Genomic DNA, 15657 nt, shown 5'->3' with positions numbered 1-15657 from the left:
TTATTCCTTCAAAATAATAAAAAATGCTCTTTAATGCGTTTTGGTAATTAGTAAACCTGCACAATGGCAAAGGGGAGTGAATGTGCTTGTGGTGTCCCAGCCCAGACTCTAGGCTAGTGAAGGTGTTTCATAAGGAGCTTAATAATGAATGAGTCATTGATTGTATTGGGGATCTTCGTGTTCCTGGTGCTCGCCACCCTGAGTGCCGGCATCAAGATAGTGCCCCAGGGCTACAACTGGACGGTGGAGCGCTTCGGCCGCTATACCCGCACCCTCTCCCCCGGCCTCAACCTGCTCATTCCCTACGTGGACAGGGTCGGCCACAAGATCATCATGATGGAGCAGGTACTGGACATCCCCGCCCAGGAAGTGATCTCCCGGGACAACGCCAACGTCACCATAGACGCCATCAGCTTCGTGCAGGTGGTGGACGCGCGCAAGGCAGGCTACGAGGTCAACGATCTCACCAGCGCCATCCGCAACCTGACCATGACCAATATGCGGACCGTGCTCGGCGCCATGGAGCTGGACGAGATGCTCTCCCAGCGCGACACCATCAACGAGAAGCTGCTGCGCACCATGGACGCCGCCACCGCCCCCTGGGGCATCAAGGTGACCCGGATCGAGATCAAGGATGTGCGCCCGCCCATGGCGCTGATCGACGCCATGAATGCCCAGATGAAGGCCGAGCGCCAGAAACGGGCCGAGGTGCTGGAGGCCGAAGGGGTACGCCAGTCCAAGATCCTGAAAGCCGAGGGGGAGAAGCAGTCCCAGATCCTCAAGGCCGAGGGTGAGCGTCAGGCCGCCTTCCTCGCCGCCGAGGCGCGGGAGCGGGCCGCCGAGGCGGAAGCCAAGGCAACCCATATGGTCTCCCAGGCCATCGCCGCCGGGGATATGCAGGCCATCAACTACTTCGTGGCACAGAAATACACCGAAGCGCTGGCCCGCATCGGGGAAGGCCCGAACAGCAAGATCATCATGATGCCGCTGGAAGCGGGCAGCCTGATCGGGTCTGTCGCCGGTGTGGCCGAGCTGTTCAAGGATGGCAAGGGCGGCAAATCATGACAGAGCTGCTGGAGGGGCTGACCCACTGGCACTGGCTGGGGCTGGGCTTCGCCCTGCTGGCCATCGAGGTGCTGGGGTCGGTGGGCTTCCTGCTCTGGACCGGCATCGCCGCCCTGGAAGTCGGGATCTTGCTGCTGCTCTGGCCCTTCGGCTGGCAGGTGCAACTGCTGCTGTTTGCGGTGCAGTCCCTGCTCACCACCTGGGCCTGGTGGCGCTGGCAGCACAGGCGGGATCGCTCGCAGCAGGACGCCGCAGCCCCCATCAACGAGCGGATGCAGAGCTATCTGGGGCGGGAGCTGACCCTGCTGGACGAGGTGAACCAGGGCATGAGCCGGGTGCGTCTCGACGACTCCGTCTGGACGGTACGCTGTGAGGTCGCCCTGCCGGCGGGCAGCAAGGTGAAAGTGGTCGGCGCCGACTCCCATATCCTGCTGGTGGAGCCGCTGGCCTGAGCTGACTCATACAACGGTTCAGGGCCACTCAGGGCCCTCAAGAATGGCCATAAAAAAACGGGCCCGGCATCAATGCCGGGCCCGTTTTCAGATGAGGTGCAGGCTTAGTTGGCCTTGGCATCGCTCACTGCAGCGTCGACCTTGGTGGCCACATCTTCGGCAGCTTTCTCAACGGTAGCAGACGCTTCGGAAGCAGCCTTCTCTACGGTTGCGGAAGCGTCGGAAGCAGCCTTCTCAACGGTTGCAGCAACGTCGGCGGCCGGAGTAGCGGCCGGAGCGGCGGCTTCTTCTTTCTGACCACAAGCGGTCAACATCAGACCCAGGATACCGGCTACCAGTACTTTGTTCATGTACATATCCTCAAATAAAGATGGAGAGACGGCCGTCAGGGCCATCACTGAGCATCTTGTTCCCGTGGAAAATCCATCAGAGCGGGAGCCAAGAGACGCGCGAAATATAACGCCATACCCAGCCAATGAAAACGCGTATCACAATGATATTTTCTCGTTGGCTGGATAAAAATAACTGCTATAGCGACAAAAAATAATACAAAACCCAACTCGGTGCGCACAATGGCACAATAATCATCCATAAAAGCGATAATTATCAGTCATTGGTTGCTATTGAATACCGCCTGACTCTGCCTGAAAGTTCGGGATCAGTCAGACAGCTTCTGACAGCTCAGCCGTTTACCCTGGCTGTGGCTCTCGCGGGCGAGATCCAGCAGCGCCATCACCGCCAGCGCCTCCTGGGCCGGCACCGGATTGGCCCCCTCCCCCTTGATGGCGGCGCAGACCCCGCGATAGTAGGCGCCATAATCTCCCGCCTCGCCGTTCACCGGCTGGGATTGCGACTGGCAATCCACCACACGGCTGAGCTGACCCAGATCCGGATCCCGACCCCAACCCGCCACCGGCGGCCGCAGACCGGCCTTGAGCTGCTCTTCCTGCACATCCATGCCGAACTTGATGAAGGAGCCAGTGCTGCCGTGGATGACGAAGCGAGGCATGGTGGCGGACACGAGGCAGCTGCCGTGCAGTATCACCCTAAGCGGCCCATAGCCCAGCACCACGTGGAAATAGTCATCGCTCAGGGCGCCGTGGCGCTGCTGGGCGAGATCGGCCTGGATCCAGTCCGGCTGGCCGAACAGCTGCAGCGACTGGTCGAGAATGTGAGGGCCGAGATCGAACCAGAGGCCGGAACCCGGGCCCCCCGCCTCCCGCCAGCGCTGGCGCACCTCGGGACGATAACGGTCAAAATGAGACTCGAACTGTGCCACTTCCCCAAGGGCACCCTCGGCCAGCAGCCGGCGCACCGTGAGGAAGTCCCCGTCCCAGCGCCGGTTGTGGAAGATGCTGAGCAGCCGTTGCTGCTTCTCGGCCAGCTCCACCAGGGCCTTGGCTTCTGCCAGGTCCAGCGCAAACGGCTTGTCGATCACCACGTGCTTGCCGGCCAGCAGGGCCTGACGGGCGATGGGGGCATGGGTATCGTTCGGGGTGGCGATGACCACCAGATCCACGCTCTCGTCCGCCAGCACCTGCTCCAGCGAGCCGACCAGGCAACCGGGCAGCTCGGCTTGTACCTTGGCGGCATCCCGACTCACCACCCAGCGCAGGGTCAATCCCGGGGTCGTTGCCAGGAAGGGGGCATGAAAGGTTTGGCCCGCAAAGCCATAGCCCACCAGGGCGGCGTTGATTGTGTGGCTCATCCGCTGTTCTCCGCTGAGATAGTCCGTAGAGAGGGGCACAGGCGAGTGTTGCCCCAAGAAGAAAGGGGGCTCAAGGCCCCCTGATTGTGCTCATCAGAGCACAGGATTTATTGTCAGTACAAGGGGCGTTATCCATCAAGGATAACGCCCCTAGGCATCAAGGTTGCAGGCAGAGCCGGCGGCCGTGACGGGTCAGCAACAGCAGCAGGGGTGGCAGCAGCAGCCACATGTGCAGCGCCAGCTGGTTGAGGGGATCCGAGACCAGGGCCCCGGTAAGCCCTACCAGGGCTCCGGCGCCGCTCATCTGGAACAGGCCGAGCAGGGCCGCCGCGGTGCCGGCGCAGTGGCCGAACGGCGCCAGCGCCATGCCGGCCGCCGCCCCCAGCACCATGGCGAAGCCGATGCTGGAGAAGAACACGGGGCCCATCATGGCGAGCGGATGTTCGATGTGTTGCACCAGAGTCAGGGCGATGGCCGACAGCGAGATCACCAGCAGGCCGATGCGCAGGGTGCGTCTCGGACCCACTCTGGCGATGAAGCGCGGCGCCAGGAAGCAGGCCAGGATATTCAGGGCCGCGTTGGCGGTGAACCAGTAGCTGAAGCCGCTCATGTCCAGACCCAGCTTGACCATCAGCTGCACGGGTGCTGCGGTGACATAGGCCAGGATCACCGCCATCGACAGCATGCAGAGGCTGGCGTTGAACAGGAAGCTCGGGGAGCGCAGCACAGGGCTGTAACGGGACCAGCTGATGAGCGGACCGGCGCTGCTGGTCTCCTCAGGGCGGGTCTCCGGCATACGCCACAGCAACCAGCTACCGACGATCAGGGCGTAACCCGCCATAAACCAGAAGTTCGCCGACCAGCCCGCCTTGGCGGTGAGCCAGCCACCGAGCAGAGGTGCCAGGGCGGGGATGAAACAGATGGCACCGTTCAGGTAGGAGATCATCTGGCCGCTCTTCTTGGGGCCATAGCTGTCACGCACCACGGAGAAGGCGGCCACCGAGGTGGCGCAGGCGCCAAAGCCCTGCAGCACCCGCGCCAGCATCAGCTCGCCCAGGCTGGCGGCAAAGCCCGCGGCCAAAGCGCTCAGGCCGTAGAGCAGCACGCCGCCAAGCGCGATGGGCTTGCGGCCGTAGCGATCGGCCAGCGGCCCCACCAGCAGCTGACCCAGCCCCATGCTGAACAGGAACCAGGTGATGGTACCCTGCATCAGGGTCACCTCGGCACCGAGTTGTTCGGCCATCTGCGGGATGGCGGGCAGATAGATGTCGATGGCCAGCGGGCTGAACAACACCAGGAGTACGAGCAGAAGGATCAATGGCATCAGTCACCTCAAGGCCAGGGGGAATTTGATTGGTGCGCGAGTCTACTGACTCAGAGTAATGAATTGAAATGGCATTTAATCACTTTGGTTATTCCTGTGAGGAAAGATGTATCTTTCCCACAGCTCCGAGCAGCCCGCCCTCTCGCCGCGCCAGCCCCGACGAGGGGTAATCAGCGCTTTGCCTAAACGCCTGCCCCGCATAGAATGCGCAGATTAATTTTGCGGAGGTGCGTGATGAGCAAGCTTGTCCTGGCAACAGGTAACCAGAAGAAGGTGAAGGAATTGGCCGCCATGCTGGCCGATATGAAGATCCAGGTGATCCCCCAGAGCGAGTTCGCCGTCACCGATGCCGAGGAGACCGGCACCACCTTCGTCGAGAATGCCATCATCAAGGCCCGCCACGCCGCCCGCATCACCGGCCTGCCCGCCGTCGCCGACGACTCCGGCCTGGAAGTGGACCTGCTGCACGGCCGCCCCGGCGTCTACTCCGCCCGTTTCGCCGGGATCGGTGCCAGCGACAAGGACAACATCGACAAGCTGCTGGCGGAGCTCAAGGGCGCCCCCGACTACCTCAAGAGCGCCCGCTTCTGGTGCGTGCTGGTCTACATGCGTCACGCCGACGATCCCACCCCCATCATCTGCCAGGCGAGCTGGGAGGGGATGATCCTGGACGAGCCCCGCGGTCAGCACGGCTTTGGCTACGATCCCGTGTTCTTCGTACCGGATCAGGACTGCACCTCGGCCCAGATGCCAGCGGAGCTGAAGAACCAGCTCAGCCACCGGGGTCAGGCCCTGGCCAAGCTGAAGGCCGCCCTGGCCGCAGCCCACTGAGTCTGCAGCGCTGATCGCCGGCATACGCCGGCGCGTATTTCATTTACAATGGGGGCCGTCGGCCCCCATTGTGCTTAATGCACCGTTGGCCAACAGATACGCATTGTCATTTATAACGGGGTCAGCCCCATCGCCCCCGCTTTGATTACTGGAAGCCCCATGCTGCAACTGCCGCCTCTCTCCCTCTATATCCATGTGCCCTGGTGCGTCCAGAAGTGCCCCTACTGCGACTTCAACTCCCACGCCCAGAAGGGGGAGCTGCCGCACCTCGAGTATGTGGCGGCCCTGCTGGAGGATCTGGAGCAGGATCTGCACTGGGCCCAGGGGCGCCCCCTCTCCTCCATCTTTATCGGCGGTGGTACCCCCAGCCTGCTGAGCGTGGCAGCCATGCAAGCGCTGCTGGACGGGGTGCGCGCACGCATCCCCCTGACCCCGGATTGCGAGATCACCATGGAGGCGAACCCGGGCACGGTGGAGGCGGACAAGTTCGCCGGTTTCCAACGGGCGGGCATCAACCGCATCTCCATCGGGGTGCAGAGCTTCCAGCAGGAAAAATTGACCCGCCTCGGCCGCATCCACGGACCGGAGGAGGCACGCAAGGCCGCCGAGCTCGCTCACGCCATAGCGCTGCCCACCTTCAACCTGGATCTGATGCACGGCCTGCCGGATCAGAGCCTGGAGGATGCGCTCTACGACCTGCAGCAGGCCATCGACTGCGCGCCGCCGCATCTCTCCTGGTATCAGCTCACCATAGAGCCGAACACGGCGTTCGCCTCCAAGCCCCCCAAGCTGCCAGAGGATGACACCCTGTGGGACATCTACGAGCAGGGCCACGCCATGCTCACCGCCCGGGGTTACCAGCAGTACGAGATCTCCGCCTACGCCAAGCCGGGCTATCAGTGCCGCCACAACCTCAACTACTGGCGCTTCGGTGACTACCTCGGCATCGGCTGCGGGGCCCACGGCAAGGTGACGGACCTTGCCCGGCAGCAGATCCTGCGCACCGCCAAGGTGAAGCACCCGAAAGGCTACCTGGATCCCGCCCGCCCCTATCTGGACAGCCAGTGGACGGTGACAGAGGACGATCTGCCGCTCGAATACTTCATGAACCGGTTCCGGCTGTTCGAGCCGGCCCCCAAGGCGGAGTTCGAGGCCTATACCGGCCTGCCCCTTGAGCGGGTGGAGACCATGCTGGCCATCGCCGAGACCAAGGAGCTGATCGAGGATCTCGGTGACAGCTGGCAGCTCACCTCCCTCGGCCATCGTTACCTCAACGTCCTGCTCGAACTCTTTATGGACGAGTGAGAACTTGTTCACGATCTTGCTGCGAAGCCGTGAGCAAGTCGGCTCAGCCACATTCTCCATCAAACAATCAGGGCGCCCATGGGCGCCCTGATTGTTTTCGTGCAAAGGGGTAGAAACCCGCTCAGCAGCAGACGCCTTGCATCCACTGTTGGCCGGGTTCCCACCGCTTGCCATGCTTGGCCTTGCGCTGATAGCTGCCCTTGCCCTTCTTGCTCGGCTCGACCCTGGCCTGGAACAGGGTGGAGGTGACCAGCGCCTTCAGATGATTGTCCTGAATGATGCCCCGACCATGATCGTGGGCCTGGTCGACGATGTCGACCGACTTCTTCTTGGCCATATTGGCTCCTGTCTGTGTTGTCATGGCTGGCTAAAAATACGCCAGGATAATTAAAAACGCGCCGATTGTGCGCCTCCCGTCCCCCGAGTGCAAGAGGCCGGCAGTGGGTTACCCAGACTCAGGGGACGGGCCGGTAGATCACCCGCACCAGGCCGCTCGCCAGCACGGCACTGGAAACCGGGACAAGCCGCCCGGGCAGGGGCTCGCCACCAAACAGCGAGACCCCCTTGCCCAGCACCACGGGCACCCAGAACAGGATCAGCTCATCCACCAGCCCGGCCTGCAGCCCCTGACGCACCATGATGCCACCGTCCAGATAGATATGCCGTGCCCCCTCCTGCCACAGCGCCTCTAGCACCTGCCCCAGTTCCCCCTGCCGGAAGGAGACCCTGGCATCCGGCTCGGCCGATCTATGGGTCAACACCACCACAGGCTTGTCGCCGTAGGGCCAGTCCGGGAAGGCGCGTACCGTCTCATAGCTGTTGCGACCCATCAGCAGCGCATCCGCGCTCGCCATCAGGGCGCTGTACCCCGTCTCCTCCTGAGAATCGCCGCCATAGGGCTCGAGCCACCCAAGATCGCCGCCCTCCCCAGCGATAAAGCCGTCGAGGGAGAGGGCCAGAAAGACGGATACCCGGGGCCGGCGCAGCTCAGTGCTCATGGTCGTGGTGCTCATGACGGGAGGGGGCGCCGGACTCCAGGGTCTCCAGGATGGCGCAGTGCTCCGCCGAGCGCGGGCCGCCGCAACAGATGTTGGAGAGCTCCTTCAGGTTCTCGCGAAAGCGTGTCAGCTCGAGGATCTTCTGTTCCACCTGGCTGAGCTTGGCATCGGCCACCGCCTTGACCTCCTGGCAGGTGACCCTGGCCTTGTTGGTGTCGAGATCCAGCAGCTCGCCGATGTCGGCCAGGGAGAAACCCACCGACTTGGCACGGATGATGAACTCCAACCGCCGCCTGTCCTGCTCGCCGTAGACGCGATAGCCGGAGTCATTGCGCAGGCCCGGCGAGAGCAGCCCGTTCTTCTCGTAAAAACGCAGGGTATCCGCCTTCACCCCGCACACCTTGGCCAGTTCTCCGATGCGATACATCATCACTCTCCTGCTGGAGTTGGTACTCAAAATAAACCGGCCTCCACTATCACCCCTTTGCCCGCCGATTGCCAGCCAAAGGCAGAAAAGGGGCAGACAAGGGGAGGCCGGAGCGGTTTTCCCTGCCAAAACACTGAAAAGACAAACGTTTCACAATATTTGGCCAGAAAACGTTTAACACCGCGTCAGACAAGGCTTTGTCATCTTAAAAAATCCACCACGGCTCACATTTTTTGTGTAGAATACGCGCCCACAAGAGAGCGTCACATCAAACGGGCATTTCCTAAAATGCTGTTGCCGGCCCGGGGCCTGGCGAGAGTGGTTTGTGAAATCCCCCACTTCCATTTATTTGGGGACTCTCTGTGGTGAGCCTCGCCTCTCATGGACCTGTCCCCGTTATGCTGAGGACGATAGTGTGATGGAACAAGCTCGACCCATTCGCCGTGCACTGCTGAGTGTGTCTGACAAGACTGGCATCCTGGAATTTGCCAAGGCCCTCAACGAACGTGGCGTCGCCCTGCTCTCCACGGGCGGCACCGCCAAGCTGCTCGCCGAGGCGGGTCTGCCGGTGACCGAGGTCTCCGATTACACCGGATTCCCCGAGATGATGGATGGTCGCGTCAAGACCCTGCATCCCAAGGTGCACGGCGGCATCCTCGGCCGTCGCGATCTGGATGACGCCATCATGGCCCAGCACGCTATCTCCCCCATCGACATGGTCGTCGTCAACCTCTATCCCTTCGCCGCCACCGTCGCCAAGCCGGGCTGCACCCTGGCCGATGCGGTCGAAAACATCGACATCGGTGGCCCGACCATGGTGCGCTCCGCCGCCAAGAACCACAAAGACGTGACCATCGTCGTCAAGGCCGCCGACTACGGCCGGGTGATCGCCGAGATGGATGGCAACGGCAACAGCCTGACCCTCGCTACCCGCTTCGATCTCGCCATCGCAGCCTTCGAGCACACCGCCGCCTACGACGGCATGATCGCGAACTACTTCGGTACCCTGGTCCCCTCTTACGGTGACAACAAGGAGGGCGACGCCGAGTCCCGCTTCCCGCGTACCTTCAACAGCCAGTTCATCAAGAAGCAGGACATGCGCTACGGCGAGAACAGCCATCAGGCCGCCGCCTTCTACGCCGAGGAGCAGGCGGCCCCTGGCTCGGTGGCCAGCGCCACCCAGCTGCAGGGCAAGGCCCTCTCCTACAACAACATCGCCGATACCGACGCGGCGCTCGAGTGCGTGAAGGAGTTCGATGAACCCGCCTGCGTCATCGTCAAGCACGCCAACCCCTGCGGCGTGGCCATAGGCGCAGATCTGCTGGCCGCTTACGAGCGCGCCTGGCAGACCGATCCTACCTCTGCCTTCGGTGGCATCATCGCCTTCAACCGTGAACTGGACGGCGCCACCGCCAAGGCCATCGTCGATCGCCAGTTCGTGGAGGTGATCATCGCCCCGAGCGTCAGCGAAGAGGCTCGCGCCGCCGTCGCCGCCAAGCAGAACGTGCGTCTGCTGGAGTGCGGTCAGTGGACGGTCCCGGCGCAAGGCTTTGATTTCAAACGCGTCAACGGCGGCCTGCTGGTGCAGGAACGTGATCTCGGCATGGTTTCCCTCGGGGATCTCCGCGTGGTCAGCAAGCGCCAGCCCACCGAGGCGGAACTGAAAGACCTGCTGTTCTGCTGGAAGGTCGCCAAGTTCGTCAAATCCAACGCCATCGTCTACGCCAAAGAGGGCCAGACTATCGGCGTCGGCGCCGGCCAGATGAGCCGGGTCTACTCCGCCAAGATAGCCGGCATCAAGGCCGAGGATGAAGGGCTGGTGGTGGCGGGCTCCGTCATGGCCTCCGATGCCTTCTTCCCGTTCCGCGACGGCATCGATGCCGCCGCTGCCGCCGGCATCGCCTGCGTCATCCAGCCGGGTGGCTCCATGCGGGATCAGGAAGTGATCGACGCCGCCGACGAGCACGGCATGTGCATGCTGTTCACCAACATGCGCCACTTCCGTCACTGATGGGTCAGGGCCGTCTCGGCGGCCCCTCTTTCGACGGATTCTTTTCAACCGGCCGCACAGCAAAGGCGGCCGGTCAGCACGAACAGCAGCGAGGAACAGGATGAAAGTACTGATCATCGGCAACGGCGGCCGTGAACACGCCCTGGCCTGGAAGGCCAAGCAATCCCCCCTGGTGACCCGGGTGTTCGTCGCCCCCGGCAATGCGGGCACGGCTCACGAAGGCAGCATAGAGAACGTCGCCATCGAGCCCACCGATATCCAGGCCCTGCTCGCCTTTGCCAAGGAGCAGCGCATCGGCCTCACCATAGTCGGGCCGGAAGCGCCCCTGGTGAAAGGGGTGGTGGATGCGTTCCGTGCCGAGGGGCTGGCCATCTTCGGCCCGACCGCCAAGGCCGCCCAACTGGAAGGCTCCAAGGCGTTCGCGAAGGACTTCCTGGCCCGCCACGCCATCCCCACCGCCGAGTATCAGAACTTCACCGAGGTAGCGCCGGCCCTGGCCTACCTGCGTGAGAAGGGTGCTCCCATCGTCATCAAGGCCGATGGCCTGGCCGCCGGCAAGGGGGTCATCGTCGCCATGACCCTGGCAGAAGCCGAGGAAGCGGTGCAGGACATGCTGTCCGGCAATGCGTTCGGCGATGCCGGCGCCCGGGTGGTGATCGAGGAGTTCCTCGGCGGGGAAGAGGCGAGCTTCATCGTCATGGTGGACGGCGAGCACGTGCTGCCCATGGCCACCAGCCAGGATCACAAGCGGGTCGGCGACGGCGATACCGGCCTCAACACCGGCGGCATGGGGGCCTACTCCCCTGCCCCCGTGGTGACCGATGAAGTGCACAAAAAGGTGATGGAGCAGGTGATCATGCCCACCGTGCGCGGCATGGCCGCCGAGGGCAACGTCTACACCGGTTTCCTCTACGCCGGTCTGATGATCGACGAGCAGGGCAACCCCAAGGTGATCGAGTTCAACTGCCGCTTCGGCGATCCCGAGACCCAGCCCATCATGCTGCGCATGCGCTCCGATCTGGTGGAGCTCTGCCTCGCCGCCTGCGCCGGCAAGCTGGATCAGGTGGAAGCCATCTACGATCCCCGCGTCGCCATCGGCGTGGTGCTGGCGGCCGGCGGCTACCCCGGTGACTACCAGCAGGGCAAGGCCATCAGCGGCCTGCCGGTGGAAGAGGCGAGCGGCGAAAAGGTGTTCCACGCCGGCTCCCGCCTGGTGGGAGATACCGTAGTCACCGCCGGTGGCCGGGTGCTCTGTGCCACCGCCCTGGGTCATACCGTCGCCGAGGCGCAGAAACGGGCCTACCAGCTCGCGGCCCGCATCCAGTGGGATGGGGTCTTCTATCGCAAGGACATCGGCTGGCGTGCCATCCTGCGCGAGCAAGCCCACTAAAAACCGGGCTCGTCGCCAGCATCTTTACCATCAGGGCCTGCGGGCCCTTTTTGCTGTCCATTCTCCGGGGATCCCGCTCCCCATCCACCAGCACATCCTCACTGGCTGGCTACAAATCGTCAGCACAATGGGCACATTTCGTCACAATTGGTCGCACTTTATTCATACAATTGCCCTGCTTTCGTGGCATCATGCTGTATGATAACGCACTCAAATGAGTGCCATAAGAACCCACAATGTCGTCGTTTCATAAGGAAATCCCATGTTGAAAACCGTGCGCCCCCTGCTGTTGCCCCTGATGTTCGGCCTGCTGACTCTGCCCGCCCTGGCCGGTGAGCTGGAGCAGCCCATGAAGAAGATCGGCTTCAACTACAAGCAGGCCCTCAAGGCTGACGATGCCGCCACCATGGAGAAGCACATCAAGGAGATGAAGGCCCAGCTCGACGTCGCCAAAGAGAAGAAGATGCCGGAAGCCAAGAAGGCGAAGTTCCTGGAAGGCATGAACGAGGTGCAAGGTGAGCTGGACGCCAGCCTGGCGGCCCTGCAGGCCGGCGATCAGGAGAAGGCCCGCGCCCACCTGGCCAAGGTCAATGACCTGAAGAAGGAGTATCACACCTATGCCAAGCAGAAAGGCTGAACCCTTTCGCTGGGATAACCTGGTCCGCCTCACCCACTGGGGTGTGGCGGCCGCCTGTGTCGCCAACCTCTGGTTCAGCGAGGCGGGGGAGACCTGGCATGAGCGACTCGGTTACCTGGCCATCATACTGATCAGCGTCCGCCTCGGCTGGGGCCTCTCCTTTGCGAAGGGTTATGCCCGCCTGAGTGCCCTCATCCCGACGCGAAACGAATTCTCCCGGCAGAGCCAGGCCCTGCGGACGCGTGCCCCCGCCGCCCCCGGCCACCACGGCAGCGGCAAGCTGGCGGTCTGGGCGCTCTGGCTCATCATACTCGCCACCGCCGGCACCGGCTGGTTCCAGAACACCGAGATGGGGTTCGAACTCGGCGCCGATGACTGGCACGAGTGGTGCACCTGGGCGCTGCAGGCCATGATAGCCCTGCACCTGTGCGCCATCGTCCTCACCTCCTGGCGCCAGCGCAGCAATCTGGTGGCGCGCATGTTGCCACTGCGCCGCGGCGGCAACCCGGTGCGGCAGGAGCCAAACCTCTGAGCAGACGGGCACCCAGGGTGCCCGCCTTGCTTTTCATGGCCCGCCCATTCCCTCTGCCCCTGTCTCTCACCTCCCTCGCAACCCGCCCTCGAGCCGGCTGATTAGACGGCCTTATATGAAAACATTTTCATTCACAATTTTTAATTAAATCCGCCTGCTCGATTTTCAACCATCTGGATTTCATCAATGCTACTGGCCGAACGAGGTTGTTCGTCGTCCGTTCGATATGCAGGCAGTGATAACCAATAACAACATCGAAGGGAAAATCGTCATGCACAGCACACTGTTTCGAACCGCCCTGCTCGCCGCGGCACTCGGCCCATTCAGTCAGAGCGCCAGCGCCGAAGGAGTCATGGTTCACCTGTTCCAATGGAAGTTCAACGACGTCGCCAACGAGTGCGAGACAGTGCTCGGCCCCAAGGGGTTCGGGGGTGTCCAGATCACCCCGCCAGCCGAGCACAAGCAGGGGAGCGAGTACTGGTGGACCGTCTACCAACCGGTCAGCTTCAAGAACTTCAACAGTTTCGGCGGTAGCGAGGCGGAGCTCAGGAGCATGATCGCCCGCTGCAACGCCGCCGGGGTCAAGATCTACGCCGACGCCGTCTTCAACCAGCTCGCCTCAGGCTCCGGCAGCGCCACCGGCGGTGGCAGCTACAACTCGGGCCAGTTCCAGTATCCCCAGTTCGGCTACAACGACTTCCACCACAGCGGCGACATCACCAACTACGGCGACAGCAACAACGTCTGGAACGGCGCCCTCTACGGCATGCCGGATCTGAACACCGGCTCCGCCTATGTGCAGGATCAGATAGCCACCTACATGAAGACCCTGCTCGGCTGGGGCGTCGCCGGTTTTCGCATCGATGCGGCCAAGCACATGGCCCCGAGCGAGGTGAAGGCAATCCTCGACAAGGCCGGCAGCCCCAAGGCCTACCTCGAGGTGATAGGCGCGGGTGGTGAATCCGCCGACATCCAGCCCAATCGCTACACCTATATCGACAGAGTCACCGACTTCAAGTACGGCACCGACTTGGCCGCCAACTTCAACGGCCAGATCAAGAACCTCAAGACCCTCGGCGAGAGCTGGGGCCTGCTCCCCTCCGACAAGTCCTTCATCTTCGTGGTCAACCACGATCGCGAGCGCGGCCACGGGGGCGGCGGCATGCTCACCTTCATGAACGGCGCCCGCTATGAGCTGGCCAACGTCTTCATGATGGCCTGGCCCTATGGCTGGAAGCAGCTGATGTCCGGCTATCGCTTCGCCGACATGGGCAAGTACGAAACCGATAAAGGCGCGCCGGCCAGCACGCCCTGCTCCGACAGCCAGTGGAACTGCGAGCAGCGCCGCCCGCAAATCATGAATATGGCCCTGTTCCACAACCGCACCGAGGGCACGGCGGTCGGCAACTGGTGGGACAACGGCAACAACCAGATCGCCTTCAGCCGGGGTGACAAGGGCTTCGTCGCCATCAACAACGAGAGCGGCAACCTGGTGGCCTCGGTCCCGACCGGCCTGCCAGCCGGCGAGTACTGCAACATCCTCAGCGGCAGTGACTATTGCAGCGGCGCCTACATAGCGGTCGACGCCAGCGGCAAGGCCGGCCTGAACCTGGCGGGCATGAAGGCCGCCGCCATCCTGGCCGGCTGCACCAAGACCAGCCCCTGCGGCGGCACCACACTGCCGGGCAACAAGTTCAGCAGCCTGAACATTCGCGGCACCCACAACGCCTGGGGCAATACACCCATGACAGTCGATGCCAACCGCGTCTGGTCTGCCACCATCACCTTCAGTGGCGCCGGTGACGCGACCGGAGCCCAGCGCTTCAAGTTCGACGTCTTTGGCAACTGGACCGAAAACTACGGCGACAACGAGGGGGATGGCATCGCCGACAAGGGCAGCAGCAAGGACATCTTGTTCAGCGGTGCCGGCCAGTATCGCGTCGCCCTCAAGGAGAGCGATCTCAGCTACAGCCTGACGCCGCTCGCCAGCAACCAGGCGCCGGTCGCGGTCATCTCGCCCAAGTCCATCAACGCCAAGCTGGGTGAGAGCCTGGTGTTCGACGCCTCCGCCTCCAGCGACGACGTCGGCGTGACCAGCTACGCCTGGTCCACCGGTGGCAACGGCAAGACGGAGACTGTGCTGTTCGATACCCTGGGCACCCACACCGTCACGGTCACCGTCACCGATGCCGAGGGGCTGACCGCCAGTGCCAGCTCCACCGTGAACGTCACCGACACCAACGGCGCTTACGCCAGCGTGCTGCCCACCCTGCACCTGCGTGGCACCCCCAACGGCTGGGGCTCGCTCGCCATGACGCTGGTCGCCGACAACCAGTGGGAGGCACTCGTCAGCTTCGACGGTCAGGCCAACCAGCGCTTCAAGTTCGACGTCAAGGGCGACTGGAGCCAGAACTACGGTGACAACAACAAGGATGGGGTGGCCGAGCTCGCCGGCAACGACATCCTCACCGCCGTCATCGGCCAGTATCGGGTGCGCTTCAACGATCAGACCCTGGCCTACAGCCTGACCCCGGTCAGCGTCGGCTACGCGAAGACCTTCCCCAGCCTGAGCCTGCGCGGCACCCCCAACAACTGGGGCTCTACCCCCATGACCCTGGTGGCCGATCACCTGTGGCAGGCCAGCGTCACCTTCACCGGGGCCGGAGACGCCAGCGGGGGCCAACGCTTCAAGTTCGACGTCAAGGGCGACTGGACCCAGAACTACGGCGACAGCAACAAGGACGGGGTGGCCGAGCAGACCGGCGCCGACATCACCACCTCAGTGGTCGGCACCTACCTGGTGCGCTTCAACGACCAGACCCTGGCCTACAGCCTGAGCGCCCAATAAGCCTCGGGAGATAAGGCTTCGGCGGTGAGCTACCATGCCGCCCACTGCCGGAGCCTATCTGGCCCACCATGATAAAACCGTGCCGCCGGGTTCCCGGCCCGGTGGCACTTTATGCTCACCTTCCCTTCC

The 15657-nt window shown here is 63.0% G+C and carries 15 protein-coding genes; 9 read left to right on the top strand and 6 right to left on the bottom strand.

What is annotated here, in order from left to right; genetic code table 11:
* The first annotated feature begins 144 nt into the window (after positions 1–144).
* Positions 145–1065 carry an SPFH domain-containing protein gene (locus ACT5M9_RS15560; protein ID WP_457982380.1) on the top strand — a complete coding sequence of 307 codons (921 nt, stop codon included), beginning with the start codon at positions 145–147 and terminating at the stop codon, positions 1063–1065.
* Complete coding sequence (locus ACT5M9_RS15555; protein ID WP_457982379.1) at positions 1062–1517, top strand: NfeD family protein; 456 nt, start codon at positions 1062–1064, stop codon at positions 1515–1517. The genes ACT5M9_RS15560 and ACT5M9_RS15555 overlap by 4 nt, the downstream gene beginning before the upstream one ends.
* 104 nt (positions 1518–1621) lie before the next feature.
* On the opposite strand, the gene ACT5M9_RS15550 is transcribed toward ACT5M9_RS15555, so the two are convergent.
* The 3 genes from ACT5M9_RS15550 to ACT5M9_RS15540 form a co-directional block, all read right to left on the bottom strand.
* On the bottom strand, positions 1622–1867 hold the full coding sequence (locus tag ACT5M9_RS15550; RefSeq protein WP_050719122.1) for a hypothetical protein: 246 nt from the start codon (positions 1865–1867) through the stop codon (positions 1622–1624).
* Between the two features lie 308 nt (positions 1868–2175).
* Positions 2176–3225 carry an oxidoreductase gene (locus ACT5M9_RS15545; protein ID WP_457982378.1) on the bottom strand — a complete coding sequence of 350 codons (1050 nt, stop codon included), beginning with the start codon at positions 3223–3225 and terminating at the stop codon, positions 2176–2178.
* 157 nt (positions 3226–3382) lie between these two features.
* Positions 3383–4549: a multidrug effflux MFS transporter gene (locus ACT5M9_RS15540; RefSeq protein ID WP_457982376.1), complete on the bottom strand. Its 1167-nt coding sequence runs from the start codon at positions 4547–4549 to the stop codon at positions 3383–3385.
* A gap of 234 nt (positions 4550–4783) precedes the next feature.
* Here ACT5M9_RS15540 and rdgB point away from each other — a divergent pair, with 234 nt between their 5' ends.
* The gene (gene rdgB, locus ACT5M9_RS15535; protein ID WP_457982375.1) at positions 4784–5380 is read left to right on the top strand and encodes an RdgB/HAM1 family non-canonical purine NTP pyrophosphatase; all 597 of its coding nucleotides are present in this window, start codon (positions 4784–4786) and stop codon (positions 5378–5380) included.
* A gap of 159 nt (positions 5381–5539) precedes the next feature.
* Entirely contained in the window at positions 5540–6685 is a 1146-nt protein-coding gene (gene hemW, locus ACT5M9_RS15530; protein ID WP_457982374.1) for a radical SAM family heme chaperone HemW, read from the top strand.
* A gap of 121 nt (positions 6686–6806) precedes the next feature.
* Here hemW and ACT5M9_RS15525 read toward each other — a convergent pair whose 3' ends face one another.
* From ACT5M9_RS15525 to zntR, 3 genes are all read right to left on the bottom strand, one after another.
* Entirely contained in the window at positions 6807–7022 is a 216-nt protein-coding gene (locus tag ACT5M9_RS15525; protein ID WP_457982373.1) for an alternative ribosome-rescue factor A, read from the bottom strand.
* Positions 7023–7140: 118 nt separating this feature from the next.
* Positions 7141–7683: a dihydrofolate reductase family protein gene (locus ACT5M9_RS15520; RefSeq protein WP_457982372.1), complete on the bottom strand. Its 543-nt coding sequence runs from the start codon at positions 7681–7683 to the stop codon at positions 7141–7143.
* A complete protein-coding gene (gene zntR, locus ACT5M9_RS15515; RefSeq protein WP_438549446.1) occupies positions 7673–8110 on the bottom strand; it encodes a Zn(2+)-responsive transcriptional regulator in 438 nt (145 codons plus the stop codon). Before zntR ends, ACT5M9_RS15520 begins: the two co-directional genes overlap by 11 nt.
* 418 nt (positions 8111–8528) lie before the next feature.
* On the opposite strand from zntR, the gene purH reads away from it, so the two are divergent.
* The 5 genes from purH (at position 8529) to ACT5M9_RS15490 (ending at position 15528) form a co-directional block, all read left to right on the top strand.
* A complete protein-coding gene (gene purH, locus ACT5M9_RS15510; protein ID WP_457982370.1) occupies positions 8529–10121 on the top strand; it encodes a bifunctional phosphoribosylaminoimidazolecarboxamide formyltransferase/IMP cyclohydrolase in 1593 nt (530 codons plus the stop codon).
* Positions 10122–10221: 100 nt separating this feature from the next.
* Positions 10222–11511 carry a phosphoribosylamine--glycine ligase gene (purD, locus tag ACT5M9_RS15505; RefSeq protein WP_457982368.1) on the top strand — a complete coding sequence of 430 codons (1290 nt, stop codon included), beginning with the start codon at positions 10222–10224 and terminating at the stop codon, positions 11509–11511.
* A 262-nt stretch (positions 11512–11773) separates the two neighbouring features.
* Positions 11774–12148: a cytochrome b562 gene (locus ACT5M9_RS15500; protein ID WP_438549191.1), complete on the top strand. Its 375-nt coding sequence runs from the start codon at positions 11774–11776 to the stop codon at positions 12146–12148.
* A complete protein-coding gene (locus ACT5M9_RS15495; RefSeq protein ID WP_457982366.1) occupies positions 12129–12680 on the top strand; it encodes a cytochrome b/b6 domain-containing protein in 552 nt (183 codons plus the stop codon). The genes ACT5M9_RS15500 and ACT5M9_RS15495 overlap by 20 nt, the downstream gene beginning before the upstream one ends.
* Positions 12681–12951: 271 nt before the next feature.
* Positions 12952–15528, top strand: a complete 2577-nt coding sequence (locus ACT5M9_RS15490) for an alpha amylase C-terminal domain-containing protein (protein WP_457982364.1) — start codon at positions 12952–12954, stop codon at positions 15526–15528.
* Positions 15529–15657: the final 129 nt, after the last annotated feature.

It is taken from the genome of Aeromonas sp. AE23HZ002T15 (assembly GCF_054165525.2).
The sequence above is the reverse complement of the archived record's forward strand: the minus strand, read 5'-3'. Positions and strand labels throughout refer to the sequence as shown.

Coding starts and splice junctions, on each gene's coding strand:
- ACT5M9_RS15560 (WP_457982380.1), top strand. CDS start 145: ATGAATGAGTCATTGATTGTATTGGGGATCTTCGTGTTCCTGGTGCTC.
- ACT5M9_RS15555 (WP_457982379.1), top strand. CDS start 1,062: ATGACAGAGCTGCTGGAGGGGCTGACCCACTGGCACTGGCTGGGGCTG.
- ACT5M9_RS15550 (WP_050719122.1), bottom strand. CDS start 1,867: ATGAACAAAGTACTGGTAGCCGGTATCCTGGGTCTGATGTTGACCGCT.
- ACT5M9_RS15545 (WP_457982378.1), bottom strand. CDS start 3,225: ATGAGCCACACAATCAACGCCGCCCTGGTGGGCTATGGCTTTGCGGGC.
- ACT5M9_RS15540 (WP_457982376.1), bottom strand. CDS start 4,549: ATGCCATTGATCCTTCTGCTCGTACTCCTGGTGTTGTTCAGCCCGCTG.
- rdgB (WP_457982375.1), top strand. CDS start 4,784: ATGAGCAAGCTTGTCCTGGCAACAGGTAACCAGAAGAAGGTGAAGGAA.
- hemW (WP_457982374.1), top strand. CDS start 5,540: ATGCTGCAACTGCCGCCTCTCTCCCTCTATATCCATGTGCCCTGGTGC.
- ACT5M9_RS15525 (WP_457982373.1), bottom strand. CDS start 7,022: ATGGCCAAGAAGAAGTCGGTCGACATCGTCGACCAGGCCCACGATCAT.
- ACT5M9_RS15520 (WP_457982372.1), bottom strand. CDS start 7,683: ATGAGCACTGAGCTGCGCCGGCCCCGGGTATCCGTCTTTCTGGCCCTC.
- zntR (WP_438549446.1), bottom strand. CDS start 8,110: ATGTATCGCATCGGAGAACTGGCCAAGGTGTGCGGGGTGAAGGCGGAT.
- purH (WP_457982370.1), top strand. CDS start 8,529: ATGGAACAAGCTCGACCCATTCGCCGTGCACTGCTGAGTGTGTCTGAC.
- purD (WP_457982368.1), top strand. CDS start 10,222: ATGAAAGTACTGATCATCGGCAACGGCGGCCGTGAACACGCCCTGGCC.
- ACT5M9_RS15500 (WP_438549191.1), top strand. CDS start 11,774: ATGTTGAAAACCGTGCGCCCCCTGCTGTTGCCCCTGATGTTCGGCCTG.
- ACT5M9_RS15495 (WP_457982366.1), top strand. CDS start 12,129: ATGCCAAGCAGAAAGGCTGAACCCTTTCGCTGGGATAACCTGGTCCGC.
- ACT5M9_RS15490 (WP_457982364.1), top strand. CDS start 12,952: ATGCACAGCACACTGTTTCGAACCGCCCTGCTCGCCGCGGCACTCGGC.